At 68.5% G+C, this 18,804-nt stretch carries 17 protein-coding genes and 1 pseudogene; 8 read left to right on the forward strand and 10 right to left on the reverse strand.

The features are described from left to right. Positions 1–3: 3 nt before the first annotated feature. Positions 4–1,287, forward strand: a complete 1,284-nt coding sequence (locus OH809_RS28635) for a nucleotide sugar dehydrogenase (protein ID WP_406419375.1) — start codon at positions 4–6, stop codon at positions 1,285–1,287. A gap of 90 nt (positions 1,288–1,377) precedes the next feature. On the opposite strand, the gene OH809_RS28640 is transcribed toward OH809_RS28635, so the two are convergent. From OH809_RS28640 to wecB, 4 genes are all read right to left on the reverse strand, one after another. Then, entirely contained in the window at positions 1,378–2,454 is a 1,077-nt protein-coding gene (locus OH809_RS28640) for an acyltransferase family protein (RefSeq protein WP_406515821.1), read from the reverse strand. Between the two features lie 46 nt (positions 2,455–2,500). Next, positions 2,501–4,708, reverse strand: a complete 2,208-nt coding sequence (locus tag OH809_RS28645) for a hypothetical protein (RefSeq protein WP_406515822.1) — start codon at positions 4,706–4,708, stop codon at positions 2,501–2,503. Continuing rightward, entirely contained in the window at positions 4,705–5,979 is a 1,275-nt protein-coding gene (locus tag OH809_RS28650; protein ID WP_406515823.1) for a glycosyltransferase, read from the reverse strand. Before OH809_RS28650 ends, OH809_RS28645 begins: the two co-directional genes overlap by 4 nt. A gap of 195 nt (positions 5,980–6,174) precedes the next feature. Beyond that, positions 6,175–7,257, reverse strand: a complete 1,083-nt coding sequence (gene wecB / locus OH809_RS28655) for a non-hydrolyzing UDP-N-acetylglucosamine 2-epimerase (protein ID WP_406419367.1) — start codon at positions 7,255–7,257, stop codon at positions 6,175–6,177. 301 nt (positions 7,258–7,558) lie between these two features. Between wecB and OH809_RS28660 the strand changes: the two genes are divergently transcribed. Next, the gene (locus tag OH809_RS28660; RefSeq protein WP_406516290.1) at positions 7,559–9,124 is read left to right on the forward strand and encodes a glycosyltransferase family 4 protein; all 1,566 of its coding nucleotides are present in this window, start codon (positions 7,559–7,561) and stop codon (positions 9,122–9,124) included. 136 nt (positions 9,125–9,260) lie between these two features. On the opposite strand, the gene OH809_RS28665 is transcribed toward OH809_RS28660, so the two are convergent. Together OH809_RS28665 and OH809_RS28670 are read right to left on the reverse strand one after the other, a co-directional pair. Next, positions 9,261–9,872, reverse strand: coding sequence for an acyltransferase (locus OH809_RS28665; protein WP_406419366.1), 612 nt, complete (start codon positions 9,870–9,872; stop codon positions 9,261–9,263). 243 nt (positions 9,873–10,115) lie between these two features. Further along, a complete protein-coding gene (locus OH809_RS28670; protein ID WP_406515824.1) occupies positions 10,116–10,589 on the reverse strand; it encodes an ATP-binding protein in 474 nt (157 codons plus the stop codon). Between the two features lie 227 nt (positions 10,590–10,816). Between OH809_RS28670 and OH809_RS28675 the strand changes: the two genes are divergently transcribed. Continuing rightward, positions 10,817–11,665, forward strand: coding sequence for a helix-turn-helix domain-containing protein (locus tag OH809_RS28675; RefSeq protein WP_406516291.1), 849 nt, complete (start codon positions 10,817–10,819; stop codon positions 11,663–11,665). 13 nt (positions 11,666–11,678) lie between these two features. After that, positions 11,679–11,876 (forward strand): DUF397 domain-containing protein, encoded by a 198-nt coding sequence (locus OH809_RS28680; protein WP_406515825.1) that lies wholly within the window; start codon positions 11,679–11,681, stop codon positions 11,874–11,876. 35 nt (positions 11,877–11,911) lie between these two features. On the opposite strand, the gene OH809_RS28685 is transcribed toward OH809_RS28680, so the two are convergent. From OH809_RS28685 to OH809_RS28700, 4 genes and pseudogenes are all read right to left on the reverse strand, one after another. After that, entirely contained in the window at positions 11,912–12,529 is a 618-nt protein-coding gene (locus tag OH809_RS28685; RefSeq protein ID WP_406419360.1) for a transposase, read from the reverse strand. 103 nt (positions 12,530–12,632) lie between these two features. After that, positions 12,633–13,005 (reverse strand): annotated as a pseudogene (locus tag OH809_RS28690) (IS3 family transposase); the annotation flags it as partial. 563 nt (positions 13,006–13,568) lie between these two features. Further along, positions 13,569–13,712 carry a hypothetical protein gene (locus OH809_RS28695; protein WP_406419358.1) on the reverse strand — a complete coding sequence of 48 codons (144 nt, stop codon included), beginning with the start codon at positions 13,710–13,712 and terminating at the stop codon, positions 13,569–13,571. Further along, positions 13,709–14,401 carry a hypothetical protein gene (locus tag OH809_RS28700; RefSeq protein ID WP_406515826.1) on the reverse strand — a complete coding sequence of 231 codons (693 nt, stop codon included), beginning with the start codon at positions 14,399–14,401 and terminating at the stop codon, positions 13,709–13,711. Before OH809_RS28700 ends, OH809_RS28695 begins: the two co-directional genes overlap by 4 nt. A 343-nt stretch (positions 14,402–14,744) precedes the next feature. On the opposite strand from OH809_RS28700, the gene rplU reads away from it, so the two are divergent. The 4 genes from rplU to OH809_RS28720 all read left to right on the forward strand — a co-directional run bounded on the left by rplU (position 14,745) and on the right by OH809_RS28720 (position 18,778). Further along, on the forward strand, positions 14,745–15,065 hold the full coding sequence (gene rplU / locus OH809_RS28705; RefSeq protein WP_030921216.1) for a 50S ribosomal protein L21: 321 nt from the start codon (positions 14,745–14,747) through the stop codon (positions 15,063–15,065). A 14-nt stretch (positions 15,066–15,079) separates the two neighbouring features. Further along, entirely contained in the window at positions 15,080–15,337 is a 258-nt protein-coding gene (rpmA, locus tag OH809_RS28710; protein ID WP_018103204.1) for a 50S ribosomal protein L27, read from the forward strand. Positions 15,338–15,502: 165 nt separating this feature from the next. Continuing rightward, entirely contained in the window at positions 15,503–16,942 is a 1,440-nt protein-coding gene (gene obgE, locus OH809_RS28715) for a GTPase ObgE (RefSeq protein WP_406515827.1), read from the forward strand. Between the two features lie 336 nt (positions 16,943–17,278). Next, entirely contained in the window at positions 17,279–18,778 is a 1,500-nt protein-coding gene (locus tag OH809_RS28720) for a D-ribitol-5-phosphate cytidylyltransferase (RefSeq protein WP_406419352.1), read from the forward strand. The last annotated feature ends 26 nt before the right edge of the window (positions 18,779–18,804 follow it).

The raw sequence follows: 18,804 nt of genomic DNA on the forward strand, positions 1-18,804 counted from the left end.
CCCATGAACATCTGTGTAGTAGCCCTCGGCAAGATCGGTCTGCCGCTTGCCGTGCAGTTCGCCGCCAAGGGCCACCGGGTGATCGGCGCCGACGTCAACGAGAAGGTCGTCGAGCTGGTCAACGCAGGCGTCGAGCCGTTCCCCGGTGAGCACGACCTCGACGTCAAGCTCAAGGAGACCGTCGAGGCGGGCCTGTTGACCGCGACGACGGACACCGCGTCCGCGGTCGCGCAGTCCGAGGCCGTCGTGGTCGTCGTCCCCCTCTTCGTGGACGCGGAGGGCACGCCGGACTTCGGCTGGATGGACTCCGCGACCAAGGCGATCGCCGCCGGACTCAAGCCGGGCACTTTGGTCAGCTACGAGACCACGCTGCCGGTCGGCACCACCCGTACCCGCTGGGCGCCGATGCTCGAAGAGGGCTCCGGCCTCAAGGTCGGCGAGGACTTCCACCTGGTGTTCTCCCCGGAGCGGGTGCTCACCGGACGGGTCTTCGCGGACCTGCGCCGCTACCCGAAGCTGGTCGGCGGGATCGACGAGGCGTCGGCCGCGCACGGCGTCTCGTTCTACGAGTCGGTCCTGGACTTCGATGACCGCACCGACCTGCCGCGCCCCAACGGCGTCTGGGACCTGGGCACTTCGGAGGCGTCCGAGCTGGCCAAGCTCGCCGAGACGACCTACCGCGACGTCAACATCGGTCTGGCGAACCAGTTCGCCCGCTTCGCCGACCAGCAGAACATCGACGTCCTCAAGGTCATCGAGGCCTGCAACTCCCAGCCGTACAGCCACATCCACCAACCGGGCATCGCCGTCGGCGGCCACTGCATCCCGATCTACCCGCGGATGTACCTGTGGAACGACCCGTCGGCGACCGTGGTGCGTTCGGCGCGCGAAGCCAACGCGGCCATGCCCGAGTACGCGGTCGACCTGCTCGCCGCCGCCTACGGCGACCTCGACGGGGTGGGCGTGCTGGTGCTGGGCGCGGCCTACCGCGGCGGCGTGAAGGAGACGGCCTTCTCCGGCGTCTACGGGACGGTCGAGGCGCTGAAGGCGCGCGGTGCGGTGCCGTTCGTCTCGGACCCGATGTACACGGCCGAGGAGCTGACCGCGCACGGTCTCGTCCCGCACGAGGGCCAGAGCGTCACCGCCGCGATCCTCCAGGCCGACCACGCCGAGTACCGCGAGCTGGCCGCCGCCGACCTCCCGGACGTCCGCGTCCTGGTCGACGGCCGCCGCACGACGGACCCGGCCAAGTGGGAAGGCGTGCGCCGCGTCGTCATCGGCGGCTGAGAGGCTCCTGCCGACAATGGTCGGCCGGCGCCCGTGGGTGCCTGCCGACCATTGCGTTTCGCACGTGGTCCCGGGCGTGAGAATCCCGGTTCAGCTCCGGCCCGCCGGAGCCGGACCGCTCCGCTCCGCCGGCCTGTGAGGTGCGGGTGCGGCCTTGGCGACCGTGGGCCCGAGCCGTCGCAGAAGACGCTCCGTCGGCCGCTCCACGTACTCGTAACAGAGTCCGGCCAGGGCCAGGCTCACGGGAACGACCAGCAGCCAGATGGAGACCGTGCCCAGCAGGGAAGACGGCTTGCCGTGCACATGGATCACCAGTCGGATGACGATCTCGTGCACCAGGTACCAGGCGAAGGACCAGTGCCCGAGCCGGATCGACCAGCGCCCCGTGAGAGCCGTCCGGCGGCCTTCCTGGTCGGCTCGGGCCGCCGCGCAGATCAGCGCCGCGAAGAGCGGGGCGGAAAGCAGCTGGGAAGCGGCGTACGGGCTGTACCACTGTGCGTCAGGTACGGCATGGTGCCAGGGAACGAGCGCCAGATGCCAGCACAGGATGAGCCCCACGGCGGGAATCAGGCGTACCGGGGGACGCCAGCCACGCTTCACCGCGAGGCCGGCCACCACGCCCAGCACGAACTGCAGGGACCGAGTGAGCGGGAAGTAGTCCAGCGCCCAGCCACGGATGTCCGGAGACATGGAGGACGAAGCGAGCCACAGGACGACCGCCCCCAGGCTGACCAACCCGGCGGTGACCGTCCAGAACCGGCCACCCCGTCGGGCGAAGAAGGCCAGCAGCAGCGGGAAGGTCAGATAGAACCACGCCTCGTCGCTGAGCGACCAGGCGGCCGGGTTGCCGCCGGAGTAGTACACCTGCTCGGGAATCCACGCGTGGACGGCGAGAAGAGTTGCGGCGGCGGCCTTCCGCGACACCGGATGATCCATGATCATCCACGCGCAGACGGACAGGCCGACGCTCACGGCGAGCATGGGCCAGATCCGCGCGAAGCGCCGCCACAGAAAGACCTTTGCGGGGACGTGGGCGCCGTCGTACGTCCAGGCGAGCACGAAGCCCGACAGGACGAAGAAGAAGGTGACGCCACTGCGCCCGTACCATGCCGCCTCGCTGACCACGGGCACGGTACCGACCTGCCGGGACAGGTGGTACAGCACCACGAGAAGCGCTGCCCAGAAACGCAGCCCTGTCAGCGAGGGGAGCCGGTCACGGCTGGAAGGCGCGGATCTCAGTCGACTCCCCTCCCTCGGCGCTGGGCGAGGTGCTGGGGGACAACAGGGTGCTGGGGGACAACAGAAGGGCGTCGAAGGCATTGGCGACCACCGGCCAGTCCCACGCCGACCGGGCGTGCGCGGCAGCTTCCGAGGCGGCGGCACGCCATACCTCTTCCGTACCCGTCAGGGCGAGGATGCGGTCCGCGGCCTCCTGAGGGGTGGCGGCCAGCCATTCGGCGGGGAAGAGGGTGTGGGCCCCGTTCGGCTTGTCCGCGAAGAACGGCCAGTTGCGGCTGACCGGCACGGCGCCGCTGGCCGCTCCCTCGACGAAGCCGCAGTGGAAGCTCTCACGTACCGACGAGCTCATGATCACGCCGATGCCAGCGAGCGCCGCGGGCACGTCCGAGAGCTGGCCGAGCCGGCGCGCGGCTCCGGATGATTCGAGTGCCGCCACCTCCTTCTCGTACGCGGCTGCGTACGCGCGTGCGGCCAGGCTGAGGCTCCCGTCCACATCCGCGCCGATGAGGAACAGGCGGTAGCGGTCGTCCGAGGCCCGGAGCAGCTTGAGTACCGCGAGCGCCCATCGCGGATCCTTGGCCACCGCTGAGATCCCGGTGAGCCCGACGGTGAAACGGGCGTCGTCGCTCTTGGGGCGGTCGTAGCGTCCCAGATCCATGGCGTTCGGGATGACATGGAGCGCGGGAGCGCTGCCGGAGCCGCGCAGCGCAGGTACGGCAGCAACCGTCAGATCCCGCAGGTGCGCGCCGACGAACACGACGTCGTCGGCCCGGGAGAAGTCGGTGAGGAACGGCCAGACACTGAACGTCTCGAAACTGTGCAGCCGCACGACGATCCGTGTGGTACCCGGGTCCACCGCCGTGAAAAGCACCGCCGGCCCGGTGCACCAGTCGATGAAGACCGTGTCGGCCCAGTCCAGGTGCGGACGCAGGTGGTCCTCCACCGTGTGCCCGAACGCGGGGTCGGCGCCGAGCCGGAAGGCTGCCATGCGAGCAGGCGACTTGACCAGGGCGTCCAGGGGCGGCTCGTTCGTGATATCGAGCGAGCGGACCTCGACGTCGGCCCGGTCCTCGTACCGATCGCGGATCTCGGTGAGGAAGTTGGCGTTCTTCCGGGTGACGAAGAGCAGCCTGAGGGGGCGGTCGGAAGGAGGGGCGGCGGCCGGCTCCGCACGGCCGGACGCCGCCGTCATCGCCGTGAACGCCGCGCCGGAGTGCAGCGCGGCGAGGTAGGCCCCGGGGTCGCCCGCCATGGGGGACTCTGTCCGGTCGAAATGCAGGACCCGGTGGAACGCGAGCTCCATGCCCCTGGCCAGAGAAGCGGCCGCAGCCTTGCCGTTCCCCTTCCGCCAGCTCAGGTCCGCACATGCCGACTCCGCCGCGACGGCGTCGTCGAGCCTGGCCGGAACCTGACCCCGCTTCAGCTCCAGCTGTGCGGCCGTGCGGAGCAGGTCCGCACGATGCCGTGGTTCGCGGGTCTGTTCCGCCGCGGCGTTGAACGTGAGCACGGCCCCGGAGGGACGATTGGCCTTCCGCAGGCCGTCACCGACCCGCTTGGCCAGCCTGAAGCGGACGTTCTCCGGCAGCCCCGGTGCTCCCACGGCCATGCGCCAGGCGCGGGCGCCCGGATCGGTCCTCAGGACCCGCGGGCCGATCGCCCTGCGGGCAACGGCCTTGGGCAGTCGGCGCGTCCTGCTCGCTGCGGCGCGCACAGCGGCCTTGGGTGAGGGCAGAGCGTTGACGAAATCCGTCCGGGTGTAATAGCCCGGCCGTTCCCGCCGGTCGGTCACCGCACGCACGGCGGCGGCCACCCCGTAGCAGGCATGGGCGCTGGTGTTGACGCGCGCGAGATGCCACACCGTGTAGACGGCCTGTGCATCAAGTGCCACGAGCACCTTGGACTTCCGCGCATGGCGAAGCAACCAGGCATCGCGCTGGGCGTGCGTCCAGGCCCGCTTGGGCGCGGGAGCCTTAGCCGCCGATGCGGCGAGCTTCCGCCCCAGGGCCGCGGACGACTGGGCGAAGGAGCGGCGCTCGGCCAGCAGGGGAGAGTCGGGGAGTCCGTCCGTGCCGGCGAACGACGCCAGTCTCAGCCGTACGTTCATACCTTCGAAATTGCGGGCTGCGGCGGCCAGAGTCTCGGCCGGTACCTCCGCCACGGCTACCAGAAGTACGTCGATCATGCCTGAACACTCTCTACCGTGACTGAGCCCGCTCGCACCGCGTCCGAGAGCCGTCGGACCGAAGGAGCGAGCAGTGAGGAGCGGGTGAACCGTGTGGCGTGCGCCCGTGCCGCGGCGCGCTCGTCGTCGTCGGCCTCACCGGCCATGCGTGCGGCATCCACGAAGGCGCTCGCGAGTAGTTCCACGTCCATGCCCCGGGCACCGGTCCACAGGGGACGGCCGTCCAGCACGGTGGAGGCGTCGTGATCCACCGCATGGGCGGACACCACCGGCAGACCCGTGGCCATGAACTCGTACACCTTGCCGGAGGTCACGTACCGGCCGCCCACCAGCATCAGGACGAGCGCGTCCCAGCCGGCGTACGTCTCTGCGACCTCGGCCTTGGCGACAGGTCCTCCGAAGGCGACACCGTCCGCCTCCGCCTTCCTGATGAGGTCCATGTGGGCGTTGGCCTCACGACTGGCCCCTGCCCCTATGTGACCCCGGATCTCGAACCTCGAGCGGGCGACCAGCTGGTCGCGCAGCCTCGCCGCCCGCCAGGCGTCCAGCACCGTTTCCAGGAACTCGGGCCGGAAGTTGACGGACCCCAGGTAGCCGAAGACCAGGCCGTCCGCCGCCGGCCGGCCGCTCGTGACCTCGGGGACGCTGTCGGGGTCGAAGCCGTTGCGCGCAACATCCACGCGGTGGGCGATGTCCGGGAAACGCTCCCGGTAGAAGTCCGCGATCGGGTCGTTGACACACCAGACCGCCGTCGCGTCGCGCAGGACCTCGTCCTCCCACTGCCCCGCCTCGGAGTCCTTGGGGAAAGCCTCGCCGCCGCCGATGACGTCGACGGACCAGCCGTCCCGGTAGTCCACGGCGTAGGGGACCCGGTGTTCCTGCCAGAGCCGGCGGGCCGCCGCGAGGTTGACGTAGGGCGCGCAGCTCACCAGGAGCAGGTCCGCGGGCCGCTCCTGGTGAACGTCGAGGACGCCCTGTTCCAGACAGTCGCGCCAGCCGCCGAAGACGAGTTCTGGGAAGAACTCCAGATGCCGTTCACGCTCCTTCTTGGCCCAGGCGGCGGGCCGGAACGCCCGGCTCTCGGAGAACTTCCGGATGTCCGTTTCCAGGTCTTCCCTGGCCAGCGGCAACTCGACGATCTGCACGCGCGGATCGACCGGCTCGGACAGCGTGTGGTCGAGGCCGTACTCCCGCTCCCACGATTCCTCGAGAATGGTGACCACGGTGACGTCCCAGCCGAGCGCGCAGAACTGGTTCGCCGTTTCACGCATGCGATAGGCGCAACTCTTTGCGGCCGGGGGGAAACCGACGGCGAGATAGATCAGATGCGGCCGGGACGCATCCGTCGAAGGCCCGCGGCCACGGGAGCGGACGGCCGCACCCTTGCGAGCCACGGGGTGTTTGGTGGAGTGACGCAAGTGAAGCTCCAGGGACGCTGTGCCGGATGGTCCGTATGCAGGAAGGCGTCAACTCTGTTCGAGGACCGTGACGACGTTGCGTGCGGCGTTTCCGTCCCCGTACGGCGTTCCCCGCGGGGTCTCGGGCGCGGGGCGGGTAGCCGTGGCAGCCCACTCCACCGGCTCCAGCTTCTGCGGGTCGGGCACGAGGACGTTCCAGCCGTTCTCCAGGGTTTCCACCCACTCGGTCTCGGGGCGGATCGTGGTGCACGGGCGGCCGAGGAGGAACGTCTCCTTCTGGAGGCCACCCGAGTCGGTGACGACACCGGCGCTGGCCATCACGGACGCCACCAGGCCCGCGTACGGAAGGGGCCTGCCGACGCAGACGGAACCCTGGGCGAGATTGATGCCGTGCTCCTTGGCGCGGGCGATGAGCCGGGGGTGGGCGAGCAGTGCCACCGGCACCGGCAGCGACGCCAGAGAGGCGATGATCTTTGAAAGCCGCTCCGGGTCATCGGTGTTGTCGGGCCGGTGCAGTGTGGCGAGCAGGAACGGCGACGCGGGATCGATGCCTTCGGGCAGCGCCGGTGCCGGGTGCTCTCCCGCGGCTACCGCATCCCGGATGCGGAGGCAGATGTCGACCATCACGTCGCCGACGAGCTTCGTCCGGTCCCGCAACCCCTCGTTGGCGAGATGGCGGACGGCTTCCTCGGTCGGAGCCAGCAGTAGATCGGCACAGTGGTCCGTGAGGACGCGGTTGTGCTCCTCCGGCATCCGGCGGTTGAAGGACCGCAGACCCGCTTCCAGGTGAGCGACGGGAAGGTGCATTTTCACGGCGGAAAGAGCGCCCGCAACGGTGGAGTTGGTGTCTCCGTACACCAGCACCCAGTCCGGCCGCTCGTCCTCGAGGACCTTGTCCATGGCGGCGAGGACGGCACCGGTCTGTACACCGTGGCTCCCCGAGCCGACTCCCAGGTGCACATCGGGGGCGGGGATGTTGAGGCCGTCGAAGAACACGTCGGACAGATCCGCGTCATAGTGCTGGCCGGTGTGCACGATGACGTGCTGGTGGGGCGTTCCCGTGAAGGCCGAGGCGATCGCGGCGAGCTTCACCAACTGGGGGCGAGCCCCTACGACACTGAGGACCTTCACGTTGCTGTGCTCCTTGAGTGGGCCGGCGTACCGGCGAGTGCTCGATGGTACGGGGCATGCAAAATGCTTAGGAGATAATAGAACGTCCGGCTCACCTGACCGGTGCGCGTTCCCTGTCGCCCTCGCCCCGCATTCGGGGAAGGTCTCGACCGGGTCCGGACATGCCAACAATTTGTGAGACGCGGTAAAGTTCAGCGCCGCGACAGACGTACCCATGAATACTGCATGTGTACGAGGCACTGGTACGCCGGCTGGGCGGCCGCGACAAGCCAGGCCGTTGAGGACCAAGAGAGGCATGTACATGGAGCTCGAGTCCACGCCGTCCCGAGGGGGCCGGGGGCGGATCGTCATGCTCGTCGACAACGGCGTCAGGAACGATTCCCGTGTGCAGAAGACCGCCCGGTCCGCTGCTGATGCCGGGTGGGACGTTGTCCTTTTCGGCATTTCGCCCGACAGTCACAAGCACAAGTGGATGATCGGCGACGCCGAGGTACGGCTCATTCCGAAACCGGCACCCCTTGCCCCGAGGCGCCACGACATGCGCCGCCCGATTCTGCGCAAGCCCCTCGCCTATCGGACGCCGCAGCAGGCGCGCTACCGGGTGCAGGCGGTCAAGGCATGGCGTTCGGACCTGCGCTTCAGGCAGGCGGCCTCGCGTGCGAAGGGCCCCGGTTCGACCGTGAGCGGCTCGAAGGGCCGGCTCATCGTGCCTCGCGTGAGCGCGAAGCTGTACAGCAAGTGGGTGGGGCTCCGGGCGCGCGAGACGTTCGATCTTCAGGAGCGGCGGAAGGGCCTTTACGGCCCGATCGACCGGGCGACCACCGGTATGTGGGGGAAGCTGCGGGGCGAGCGTGCCTGGCGGCAGCTGCTTCCTTACCTCTACGACTATGAGCTGGCCTTCGCCAAGCACATCGACAAGCTCGAGCCGGACCTCATCCACGCCCATGACTTCCGCATGCTGGGTGTGGGCGCGCGCGCCGCTGTGCGCGGACGCGCCGCCGGCCGTCCGGTGAAGCTCATCTGGGACGCCCACGAGTACGTCCCGGGCCTCCACTCCGCCCACGGGCGCTGGCTGCCCGGACACGTCGCGTGGGAGAAAGAGCACGCGGTCTTCGCCGACACAGCGATCACGGTGTCTCCGTCGCTCGCCGAACTCCTGAAGAAGGACCACAAGCTCTCCCGGCTGCCGTACGTCGTGCTGAACGCCCCCGTCTGCTCGCCCGACCCCGGAGAGGTCGAGGCTGCCGACCCGGTGCCCGATCTGCGGGAGCTGTGCGGCATCGACGAGGACACGCCGCTGCTCGCCTACTGCGGCGGGATCAATCCGGTCCGTGGTGTCGAGACCATGATCGAGGCCATGCCCTCGCTGCCGGGGGTGCATGTCGCTCTCGTGTCGGTTCCGCCGGGCAAGGCGTATGCGACCACCGCCAAGATCCAGAAGCTGATCGACGAGATGGGCGTCGGCGACCGCGTGCACGTGCTGCCGTTCGTGCCGCACTGGCAGGTGCCCGAATACCTCTCCAAGGCAGACGCCGCGGTGAGCCCTCTCCACCACCTGCCCAACCACGAGCTTGCGCTGAGCAACAAGTTCTTCGAGTACTCGCAGGCGAAGCTGCCGGTGGTCGTCAGCGACATCAAGACCATGGCGGACATGGTCGAGAAGACCGGTCAGGGCGAGGTCTTCAAGGCCCAGGACGTGGAGGACTACGTCCGTGCGGTGAAGGCCGTACTGGCCGATCCCGGCCGGTACCGGAAGGCCTACGAGAAGCCCGGACTGTTGGAGCAGTGGACCTGGGAGGCGCAGGCCGAGGTGCTGGACGGCATCTACTCGGAGTTGCTGCCCGACCGGCCTCGCAAGGACGCCTGAGTCACGGCCTCACAGGCGAACGAATCGAGGGTCGGCCCCTCGGAGGAGTCGAGGCGATCGGACTCCTCCGAGGGGCCGGCCCTTCGCCATGGCGTAGGCAACCGGCCTGCTTCGGCGGCCCGTTGGCCTTGGCGTGTTACAGGCTGCGGGCCGGACGCTCGCTCAAGACGCCGTCCTTCTCGTCGTGCAGTGCGCCCGTCTGCGGGCACTCCCACACGCCCGGCTCGTCCGTCCGCTCGACGAGTTTGACGCCGCTGCGGCCCACCCAGCCGATCCGGCGGGCCGGAACGCCCACGACCAGGCCGAAGTCCGGCACGTCCTTCGTCACCACGGCACCCGCCGCCACCATGGCCCAGCGCCCGATCCGTACGGGTGCGACACACACGGACCGTGCCCCCAGGGAGGCGCCCTCGGCGACCTTGACTCCGACGGCCTCCCAGTCGCTGCCGCGCTTCTGCTTGCCCTCGGGGTCCACGGAGCGCGGGTTATGGTCGTTGGTGAGGACCACAGCGGGCCCGACGAAGACGCCGTCACCGAGCTCCGCGGGCTCGTACACCAGGGCGTAGTTCTGGATCTTGACGTTGTTGCCGATCTGTACGCCAGTGCCCACATACGCTCCGCGACCGACCACGCAGGCCTCGCCTAGCCGGGCGCCCTCGCGGATCTGAGCGAGCTCCCAGACGCTGCTGCCGTTGCCGATCTCGGCGCGATCGTCGACCTGAGCGGTGGGCTGGACCCTGTAATTCACTTGCCATGCCTTCCGGAGAGCGGACTCGCCCAGAAAGCATAAGGTCATGAGGGCCCGCCGCCTCTCGCGAGGGTGCGACTCCCAGATCACACTGCCGGTCCAGCGCTTGACCAGTGCCTGGACTCCGGTCCCGGTACTGAGGGAGGAGAAGCGGGGTCATCTCCATCCATACACGTCGCGCCAAGGTGGGTGCTGCTTGATGGACGTGTGGCGAGCAAACCCGCAGGGGGCCAACCGGATGTATTACGCCGCGCAGGTCAGTTCCGGCTTGGGCATGAGGTCGAACCAGAGGAGTTTGCCGCTTCGGCCGAAGAGGTCGTCACCGAGCGGGTAGCCGCCCCAGTCGTCGGCGCATTGTTGTACGAGATGCAGTCCGCGCCCACCTTCGGCAGTGGCGGGGGCCAGCACGGACAAGGGTGCCGGCACCCCCGGCGGCCTGTCGAAGGGGGCAGGGATCATCGGATTGGTGTCCCACACGCTGATACGTAGCCGGTCTCCCTCCACGTGGCGCAGTCGAAGGGCGGCCAGCCCGTCCGAGTGCCGGTAGGCGTTGGTGACCAGTTCACACGTCAAGAGTTCGGCGACGTCGAGCAGTTCAGCCAGGCCGTGGCCCTGGAGCGCGGCTCGCAGGGTCATGCGCGCCACCCTTGGGGCGCGGGGGTCATGGGGGAGTTGAAGGACGTACGACCAGGGTGTCTGCGGCGATACGGTGTCCATGGGAAGTCTCCTGCGGGGAGGTGGAGTTGGACCACTCTGCTGCGGGCCGTGCGGTGGCAGTGTTGCGATACGCGGTGCGCTTCCGGCTTACCGGCCAGCTGGCTGCGTGGTGTGAGTCACACCGTAGAGGTGTCGCTGGTATACCTGCCAATGAATCACGGGGATTCATTTCAAGTTCCCGCGTGTGGGTGCTGCGCCTGGCACATGAGTACGTAGAACGGAGTGTCGTGCCCCAAAGTGCTGTTCCAAGCCTCAGGCAACAGCGGCTCGGTGCTGAGCTGCGGAAACTTCGCGAGCATGCGGGGCTGACGTCGACTGCCGCCGCTGAACTGTTGGGCCTTAACCAAGCCCGGGTCAGCAGCATCGAGTCAGGTCGCTACGCGGTCAGTGCCGAACGCGTGCGTGCCTTTGCGCGCAGCTATGACTGCGGCGATGAGCGGCTGGTCGAGGCGATCTGCGCGATGACCGGAGGGCGTACCCGAGGGTGGTGGGATGACTATCGCGAGCACCTTCCGGCTGCCCTCGTGGACCTCGCTGAACTTGAGTACCACGCTGTGGAACTACGAGTGAGTCTTGTCATCCACATCCCCGCGCTTCTTCAGACCGTCGACCACGCGCGGGCACTCTTCCGGGAAGTAGCTCCGCCCTTGTTGCCCTACGAGGTGGAGCACCGTCTTTCGCACCGCATCAAGCGGCAGGGAATCCTCCATGGCGACCGGGCTGTCCGGTACACAGCGCTCATCCACGAGGCGGCGTTGCGCATGAGGTTCGGGGGGCGTGACGTCGCGTGTGCCCAGCTTGAGAACATCATCAGCATGAGCGAGCGCGACAACGTTATTGTTCGGGTGACCCGCTTCGGGGGTGGTTTTTCTGGCACTGGCCAGTCCATCGACTATCTGTCTGGGCCCGTGCCGCAGCTCGACACTGTGCAACTGGACACCCACCACGGCTGCGAATTCCTCGATGCGAGGTCTCAGCTGGTCAAGTACAGCTCGGTCCTCGACCGGATGGAAGCCGCGGCCCTCACGCCTGCGGAGTCGCGTGACTTCATCCAGCGGCTAGCCCGACAGCTCTGAAAAGGAGAGTGGAGTGCACATCTACCAGTGGAGGAAGTCTTCCTACAGCGGTGATGCCTCCAACTGCGTCTGCCTCGCCGTCGCCCCCGACGGAGCGATCCTCCTCCGCGACAGCAAGGTGCCCGCGGCCACTGTCGCCACGACTCGCCGTGCCTTTCGTCGCTTCCTGGGCGCTGTAATCACCGAATCCTTCGAACCCGGGCCTACCTGAGCTTGACTCTCTCGGGGATCTTGTAGCTGTCGGTGTCAGTCGCTGGGGGCCCGCCAGGACTTGCGCCGGGGGATTCCGTGTTGGTCCAGGGAGTCCTGGAAGGCGGTTGGTGGCCGTGGCGAGAGTGTTTCGCCGGTCGGTGGCAGGCCGCTGAGGCGCTCAATATTCACGGAGATGGCCGTGAAGACGTGCTGGAGGTGGGCCTTCGGCTGGCCTCGGTAGCGGCAGCGGCGCATGTCATGTCCATGGACGAGCTCGTTGATGGTGCTCTCCACTCCGGAGCGGACCGCGTAGCGGGCCTTCCAGGCGGGCGTCTGCTGTTCGGCACGGACGCGGATTTGCAGGTCGCGGAGTTCGCGCGGGGGAAAGCCCACGTTCCGGGCGCTCTGGTGGGAGGTAGTGCACCGGGTGCGGACCGGGCAGGGCTGGCACTGACCCTTGGTGAACCGGGCCACGATCAGCGGGGCGGCGGTGGGTGAGGAAGTCGGGTAGGGGCCATACCAGCCCCTGCTGATCTGGCCCTGGGGGCAGGTGACCTGCCGGGGGTCGAAGTCGATGTGGAAGTCGTCCCGGCCGAAGCCCTCGTTCTTGCGGTGCTGGCGGGTGGGGTTGCCCGGCAGTGGCCCCGCCACCGCAAGCTGGCCGTGGAGCACATCATCTGGGCTTCCGTCCTGGACCAGCGGGGCTGCCCGCCTCGCTGATCGCCCACCTCTTCCAGATCGGAGAGAACCAGATGCGCGCCCTCCTCCTACAGGCCCGCCCTCTCCCCCAGGCGCCATGGTGTTCGGCGTGGATGGCGCGGATCTCGTTCACGGTCCGCTTCTCCTGGCCCGGCGCTCGGCGCAGGCCTGCTCGGTGGCCAGGTGCTGGTAGCAGCCGGCGCGGGACGCCCCGAGCACCCGGCAGATCCGCTTGACGCCGAAGTCGGCGCGGTTGTCGGAGATGAAGTCCCAGCGGCGGGGGCTCACTTCACCTCCCGAGCGAAATAGGCGGCTGCCCGGCGCAGGATTTCGCGCTCCAGCTGCCACTCCTGCTCGGCCTTGAGCAGCCGGGCGTTCTCCGCCCGCAGCCGGGCCAGCTCCTCGGCCGCGCTCACGCTGCCGTCGCGGCCCTCGGGCGCGGCCTGGGTCTCGTCCTTGCTGCTTCGCTCTACGACCGGATCACCGGCACCCGCCCCTTCACCCCCCGCCCCCATCGACCCCAAGGACATGCGTTGAGCGAGCTGGTCACCGCCCGGATCCGCGCCACCGCCACCAAGCTCGGCCTGCCCCACCTGACTCAGCCCGGATCCACCGGCTTGATGCCTGTGGATAGCCTTCGTGCCGAGTCGGCGACGCTTACGGTGGATGCGTACGACCTGATTGGCGTGCGGGAACAGCAGGTTGTCCACGCTGGCGACCTTGACCTCGCGTACTTCCTCACGGCCATGACCACGGTCGCGGGAGCGGTCTTGGACGGGTATCTCACGCCAGGGCAGTTTCGCCAACTGGCGGGCGAGGGTGGGCTGGTTGTGCTTCACGGACAGCAGGTAGTGCGCTTTGCGCTGCTCCACGAGGTAGCGGGCATGGGCAGTCTGGGCGTGCAAGGCATCGACGGTGACGACCGCGTCGGTGAGGTCGGTATCGGCGGGCCCGGCAAGCGTCTCGAACAGACGCCGCAAAGGTGCGGCCCCCACCCTGCGCCTGGCCCGCGTCAGCGAGGAGACCGCGGGGCTGCGCATCCGGTGGCTGCACCGGCGAGGAGGAGATCGTGCCGGGAGCGGCGGAAGAGCCAGGAGGCGAGCCCCGCGGCCGCGATCAGGGCGGCCAGCAGCAGAGCCGTCGAGTAGCGCGTCACCGCGCACACGGCAAGGGCGCCGGTGAACAGCGCCGCACCGACAGCCGCCTGCTGCGCGCCATCAGGACACCACCACACACCGTCCCCAGCGCGCAAATCGTGACCAGACCCTCGCTCAGCGCCTGCAGGCTCCACCAGCCGAGTGGCGAGACAAGAAAGGCGATCTGCCCGACGACGGCCGGTACGCGTCCGAGACCGGCGCTCCGCAGCAGTCCGCGCACCGTCAGTGAACCGGCCAGGGCCAGTACGAGGCCCAGGGCGCGCATCCCGTCCAGCACGCCGAGAGCGCCGATGAAAGGAGCGGCGAGCAGCGGATACCCGGGCCGGGACGAGAAGATCGATTGGTAGCGGTCGTCCGCCGTGGTGATGTCGGTGGCGTCGGACCACCGGGTCAGGCAGGCGGCGGAGCTCGATGACCTGGCGGCGGCCACGTCGGCGGAATCGGCCAGCGGATCCAGGGACCTGGTCTCCGCGGCCGCGTCGGCGCGACTCGTGCAGAACGCCTTGAGCGCGGTCTGGTGCGCCTCCTCGCGCGTGGCGCCGAGCTGCTGCTCCGCGGCGCGTGCGTAACGGTACGAGTCCGGGAAAAGGGTCCAGGAGGAACCGGCGGTCAGCTGCGCCAGCGCGTAGACGGCACAGACCAGAAGGGGCAACAGCCAGGTGCGGCCGAGCAGGGCGGAGCGCAGCATCTACGGCCTCGGGAATACAGAGAGTGATCAAAACCGACAAACTAGCACGGTGCCGACCCGGCGCTTCGGCCCGTGCGGAGGCTCCACGGGCGGGCCCGCGGAGCCTGGCGACGACCCGGCGGAAGCCGGCCGACAGGTCCGAGGGTCCCGGTTTGACCCACAAGTGTGCGGCCCCGTAGCCTTGCACCTCGGCGTGTTTCCATGCGCGCCCACCCCTGAGCACATCCCTCGTGACGGATCCGTCTGTCAGGAGAGGCCGCTCATCCTTCCGGATCGTCGCAGGTTTCGGCCTGCGCGAGCGGCTGGCATCAGGGGACCCGTTCCGAGTGAGAGAGAGATCCGCGTGTACGCCATCGTGCGCAGCGGTGGCCGCCAGCACAAGGTTGCTGTCGGTGACATCGTTGAGGTTGACAAGATTTCCACTGCCCAGGTTGGCGACACGGTCGAGCTCTCGACCCTGCTCGTGGTCGACGGCGACGCCGTGACCAGCGACCCGTGGGTGCTTGCCGGGATCAAGGTCCAGGCCGAGGTCGTGGACCACCACAAGGGCGCGAAGATCGACATCCTTCGCTACAAGAACAAGACCGGCTACCGCCGTCGCCAGGGTCACCGTCAGCAGTACACGGCGATCAAGGTCACCGGTATCCCCGCGGCTGCGAAGTAAGGGACTGAGGAGACATGGCACACAAGAAGGGCGCATCGTCCACCCGGAACGGGCGCGATTCCAATGCTCAGCGGCTCGGCGTGAAGCGCTTCGGCGGTCAGGCCGTCAACGCCGGTGAGATCCTGGTCCGCCAGCGCGGCACCCACTTCCACCCGGGCACGGGCGTCGGCCGTGGTGGCGACGACACGCTGTTCGCACTCGCCGCCGGTGCGGTCGAGTTCGGCACGCACCGTGGCCGCAAGGTCGTGAACATCGTTCCGATCGCCGGCTGATTTTCGGCGCTCGTCGAGCGGTTTCTGCGGAGGCGGACCTCACTTCCCGTACGGGAAGCGGGTCCGCCTTTCGCGTGTTTCTCCTGTGAGAGACAGCTTCTGTCCCCAGCGGGACACCATGAGCTTTGAGTCATTTCTGCATGTAAGTAACTGGAGGTTTCCACCATGACCACCTTCGTGGACCGCGTCGAGCTGCATGCCGCCGCGGGTAACGGAGGCCACGGCTGTGCCTCCGTTCACCGTGAGAAGTTCAAGCCGCTCGGCGGTCCCGACGGCGGCAACGGCGGCCGTGGCGGCGATGTGACCCTCGTCGTCGACCAGGACATCACCACGCTTCTCGACTACCACCACAGCCCCCACCGCAAGGCCACCAACGGCCAGCCCGGTGCAGGCGACAACCGTTCCGGCAAGGACGGCCAGGACCTGATCCTGCCCGTTCCCGACGGCACGGTCGTCCTCGACAAGGACGGCAATGTGCTCGCCGACCTGGTCGGCCAGGGCACCACGTTCGTGGCCGGGCAGGGCGGCCGTGGCGGCCTCGGCAACGCCGCACTCGCCTCCGCCCGCCGCAAGGCCCCCGGCTTCGCGCTGCTCGGCGAGCCGGGCGAGTCCCGGGACATCGTCCTGGAGCTCAAGACCGTCGCCGACGTCGCGCTGGTGGGATACCCGAGCGCGGGCAAGTCCTCGCTCATCTCCGTCCTGTCCGCGGCCAAGCCGAAGATCGCCGACTACCCGTTCACCACGCTCGTCCCGAACCTGGGCGTGGTCACCGCGGGCGGCACCGTCTACACCATCGCCGACGTCCCCGGGCTGATCCCGGGTGCCAGCCAGGGCAAGGGCCTCGGCCTGGAGTTCCTGCGGCACGTCGAGCGCTGCTCGGTTCTCGTGCACGTACTGGACACCGCGACGCTGGAGTCCGACCGCGACCCGGTCTCCGACCTCGACATCATCGAGGAGGAGCTGAAGCAGTACGGCGGACTGGACGACCGGCCCCGCATCGTCGTCCTCAACAAGATCGACATCCCGGACGGCCAGGACCTCGCCGACATGATCCGCCCGGAGCTCGAGGAGCGCGGCTACCGTGTCTTCGAGGTGTCCGCCGTCGCGCACATCGGCCTGAAGGAGCTCTCCTTCGCGCTCGCCGGTGTGATCGCCGAGGCGCGCGCCGCCAAGCCGGTGGAGGAGGCAACCCGCATCGTCATTCGCCCGAAGGCCGTGGACGACGCGGGCTTCACCGTCACGCTGGAGGAGGAGGACGGCATCTACCGGGTGCGCGGCGAGAAGCCGGAGCGCTGGGTCCGCCAGACCGACTTCAACAACGACGAGGCCGTCGGTTATCTCGCCGACCGCCTCAACCGGCTCGGGGTCGAGGACGAGCTGATGAAGGCCGGTGCCCGGGCGGGCGACGGCGTGGCCATCGGCGCCGAGGACAACGCGGTCGTCTTCGACTGGGAGCCGACCATGGCGGCGGGCGCGGAGATGCTCGGCCGGCGCGGCGAGGACCACCGCCTCGAAGCACCCCGTCCGGCGGCCCAGCGCCGTCGCGACCGCGAGGCGGAGCATGACGAGGTGCAGCGCGAGTTCGACGACTTCAACCCGTTCTAGAGTTCGACGAGTTAACCCGTTCCGGACGGGTCACGCAGGGTGTGGCGGGTCGTGGTGGAAGATCTGTACCGACGGCCCGCCCCTGCGGAGACCCCGCACCCGGAGTCGCCGTCCGTCGCGGCTGGTGGTCAGAAATCCCGCTCACAGGTGGTTCATACCGCTCAACCGTGTGGTGTCGGTCACCCGGCGGGGAAGCGTCGATTCCGGCATTCGCCCTGATCACAAGGCAACGGCAGGTGTCCACGGGGCATGCGGGAGCTGACGTCCACCTTGCGAGACGGTAACGGAGAGTGCAACCATCGCTTTGTCTCCCAGCCCTCGCAAGGTAGGTCGTCTGTGTCTGCTCAGCACATAGCCAAAGCCCGAACCACAGCAGTCGTGCTCGCCGGCGGTACCGGCCAGCGCGTGGGGCTGTCGATCCCCAAGCAGTTGCTGAAGATCGCAGGCAAGGCTGTCATCGAGCACACATTGTCGATCTTCCAGCAGGCCGACTCCATCGACGACATCATCGTTCTGATGGCGCCGGGCTATGTGCCCGACGTGGAGGCGATCATCGCCAAGGCCGGTCTGACCAAGGTCACCAAGGTGATCGAGGGCGGCGCCACGCGCAACGAGACCACCGAGCGCGCCATCGCGGCCCTCGGCGAGGGCCTGGCCGAGGGCGAGGACCGCAACGTCCTCTTCCACGACGCCGTGCGCCCCCTGCTGTCGCAGCGAGTCATCCAGGACTGCGTGGACGCCCTGGACCGCTACCAGGCCGTCGACGTCGCCATCCCGTCCGCGGACACGATCATCGTGACCCGCACCCACGGCGGTGACGGTGAGTTCATCACCGACGTGCCCGACCGGTCCCGGCTGCGACGCGGCCAGACGCCGCAGGCCTTCAAGCTCTCCACGATCCGCCGCGCCTACGAGGTTGCCGCGGGCGACCCGAACTTCCAGGCCACCGACGACTGCTCGGTCGTGCTGAAGTACCTCCCCGACGTACCGATCTACGTCGTGGCGGGCGACGAGTACAACATGAAGGTCACCCAGCCGGTCGACGTCTTCATCGCGGACAAGCTCTTCCAGCTGGCGTCCACAGCCGTCCCGCAGCCGGCCGACGACGCCGCCTACCGCGAACAGCTCACCGGCAAGACCCTGGTCGTCTTCGGCGGCTCGTACGGGATCGGCGCGGACATCGCGACGCTCGCCGAGTCCTACGGCGCCAACGTCTATGCCCTGGGCCGCTCCACCACTGGTACGCACGTGGAGAACCCCGAGCACGTCGACGACGCTCTCGCCAAGGCTTACGCGGACACCGGCCGCGTCGACTACGTGATCAACACCGCGGGCGTGCTGCGTATCGGCAAGCTGGCCGAGACGGACAGCGCGACCATCCAGGAAGCGCTGAACGTCAACTACCTGGCGCCCGTCCAGATCGCCCGCGCCTCGTACAAGTACCTCGTGGAGACCAGGGGCCAGCTGCTGCTCTACACCTCCAGCAGCTACACCCGCGGACGCGCGGAGTACAGCCTCTACTCGTCGACCAAGGCCGCCATGGTCAACCTGACCCAGGCGCTCTCGGACGAGTGGGCGGGCGACGGTGTGCGGGTGAACTGCGTGAACCCCGAGCGCACCGCGACCCCGATGCGCACCAAGGCGTTCGGCGACGAGCCCGCCGGCACGCTGCTCTCCTCCGAGGCGGTCGCCCGCACCTCGCTCGACGTCCTGCTCTCCGAGATGACCGGCCACGTGATCGACGTACGTCAGCAGGACCCGACCCGTGGTGCATCCGAGGCATCCGGCTTCGAACAGGCGCTTGCCGCTGTCCTGGATCGACAGGCGGATGTGTAATACTGCTTGGTAATCGACTATTCGGA

This window comes from Streptomyces sp. NBC_00873 (assembly GCF_045207415.1).
Taxonomy (GTDB): domain Bacteria; phylum Actinomycetota; class Actinomycetes; order Streptomycetales; family Streptomycetaceae; genus Streptomyces.

Excerpts from the sequence above, each read along its gene's own strand:
- OH809_RS28635 (WP_406419375.1), top strand. The coding sequence starts at position 4 with ATGAACATCTGTGTAGTAGCCCTCGGCAAGATCGGTCTGCCGCTTGCC.
- OH809_RS28645 (WP_406515822.1), bottom strand. The coding sequence starts at position 4,708 with ATGATCGACGTACTTCTGGTAGCCGTGGCGGAGGTACCGGCCGAGACT.
- OH809_RS28650 (WP_406515823.1), bottom strand. The coding sequence starts at position 5,979 with ATGCGTGAAACGGCGAACCAGTTCTGCGCGCTCGGCTGGGACGTCACC.
- OH809_RS28660 (WP_406516290.1), top strand. The coding sequence starts at position 7,559 with ATGGAGCTCGAGTCCACGCCGTCCCGAGGGGGCCGGGGGCGGATCGTC.
- OH809_RS28670 (WP_406515824.1), bottom strand. The coding sequence starts at position 10,589 with ATGGACACCGTATCGCCGCAGACACCCTGGTCGTACGTCCTTCAACTC.
- OH809_RS28700 (WP_406515826.1), bottom strand. The coding sequence starts at position 14,401 with ATGCTGCGCTCCGCCCTGCTCGGCCGCACCTGGCTGTTGCCCCTTCTG.
- rpmA (WP_018103204.1), top strand. The coding sequence starts at position 15,080 with ATGGCACACAAGAAGGGCGCATCGTCCACCCGGAACGGGCGCGATTCC.
- obgE (WP_406515827.1), top strand. The coding sequence starts at position 15,503 with ATGACCACCTTCGTGGACCGCGTCGAGCTGCATGCCGCCGCGGGTAAC.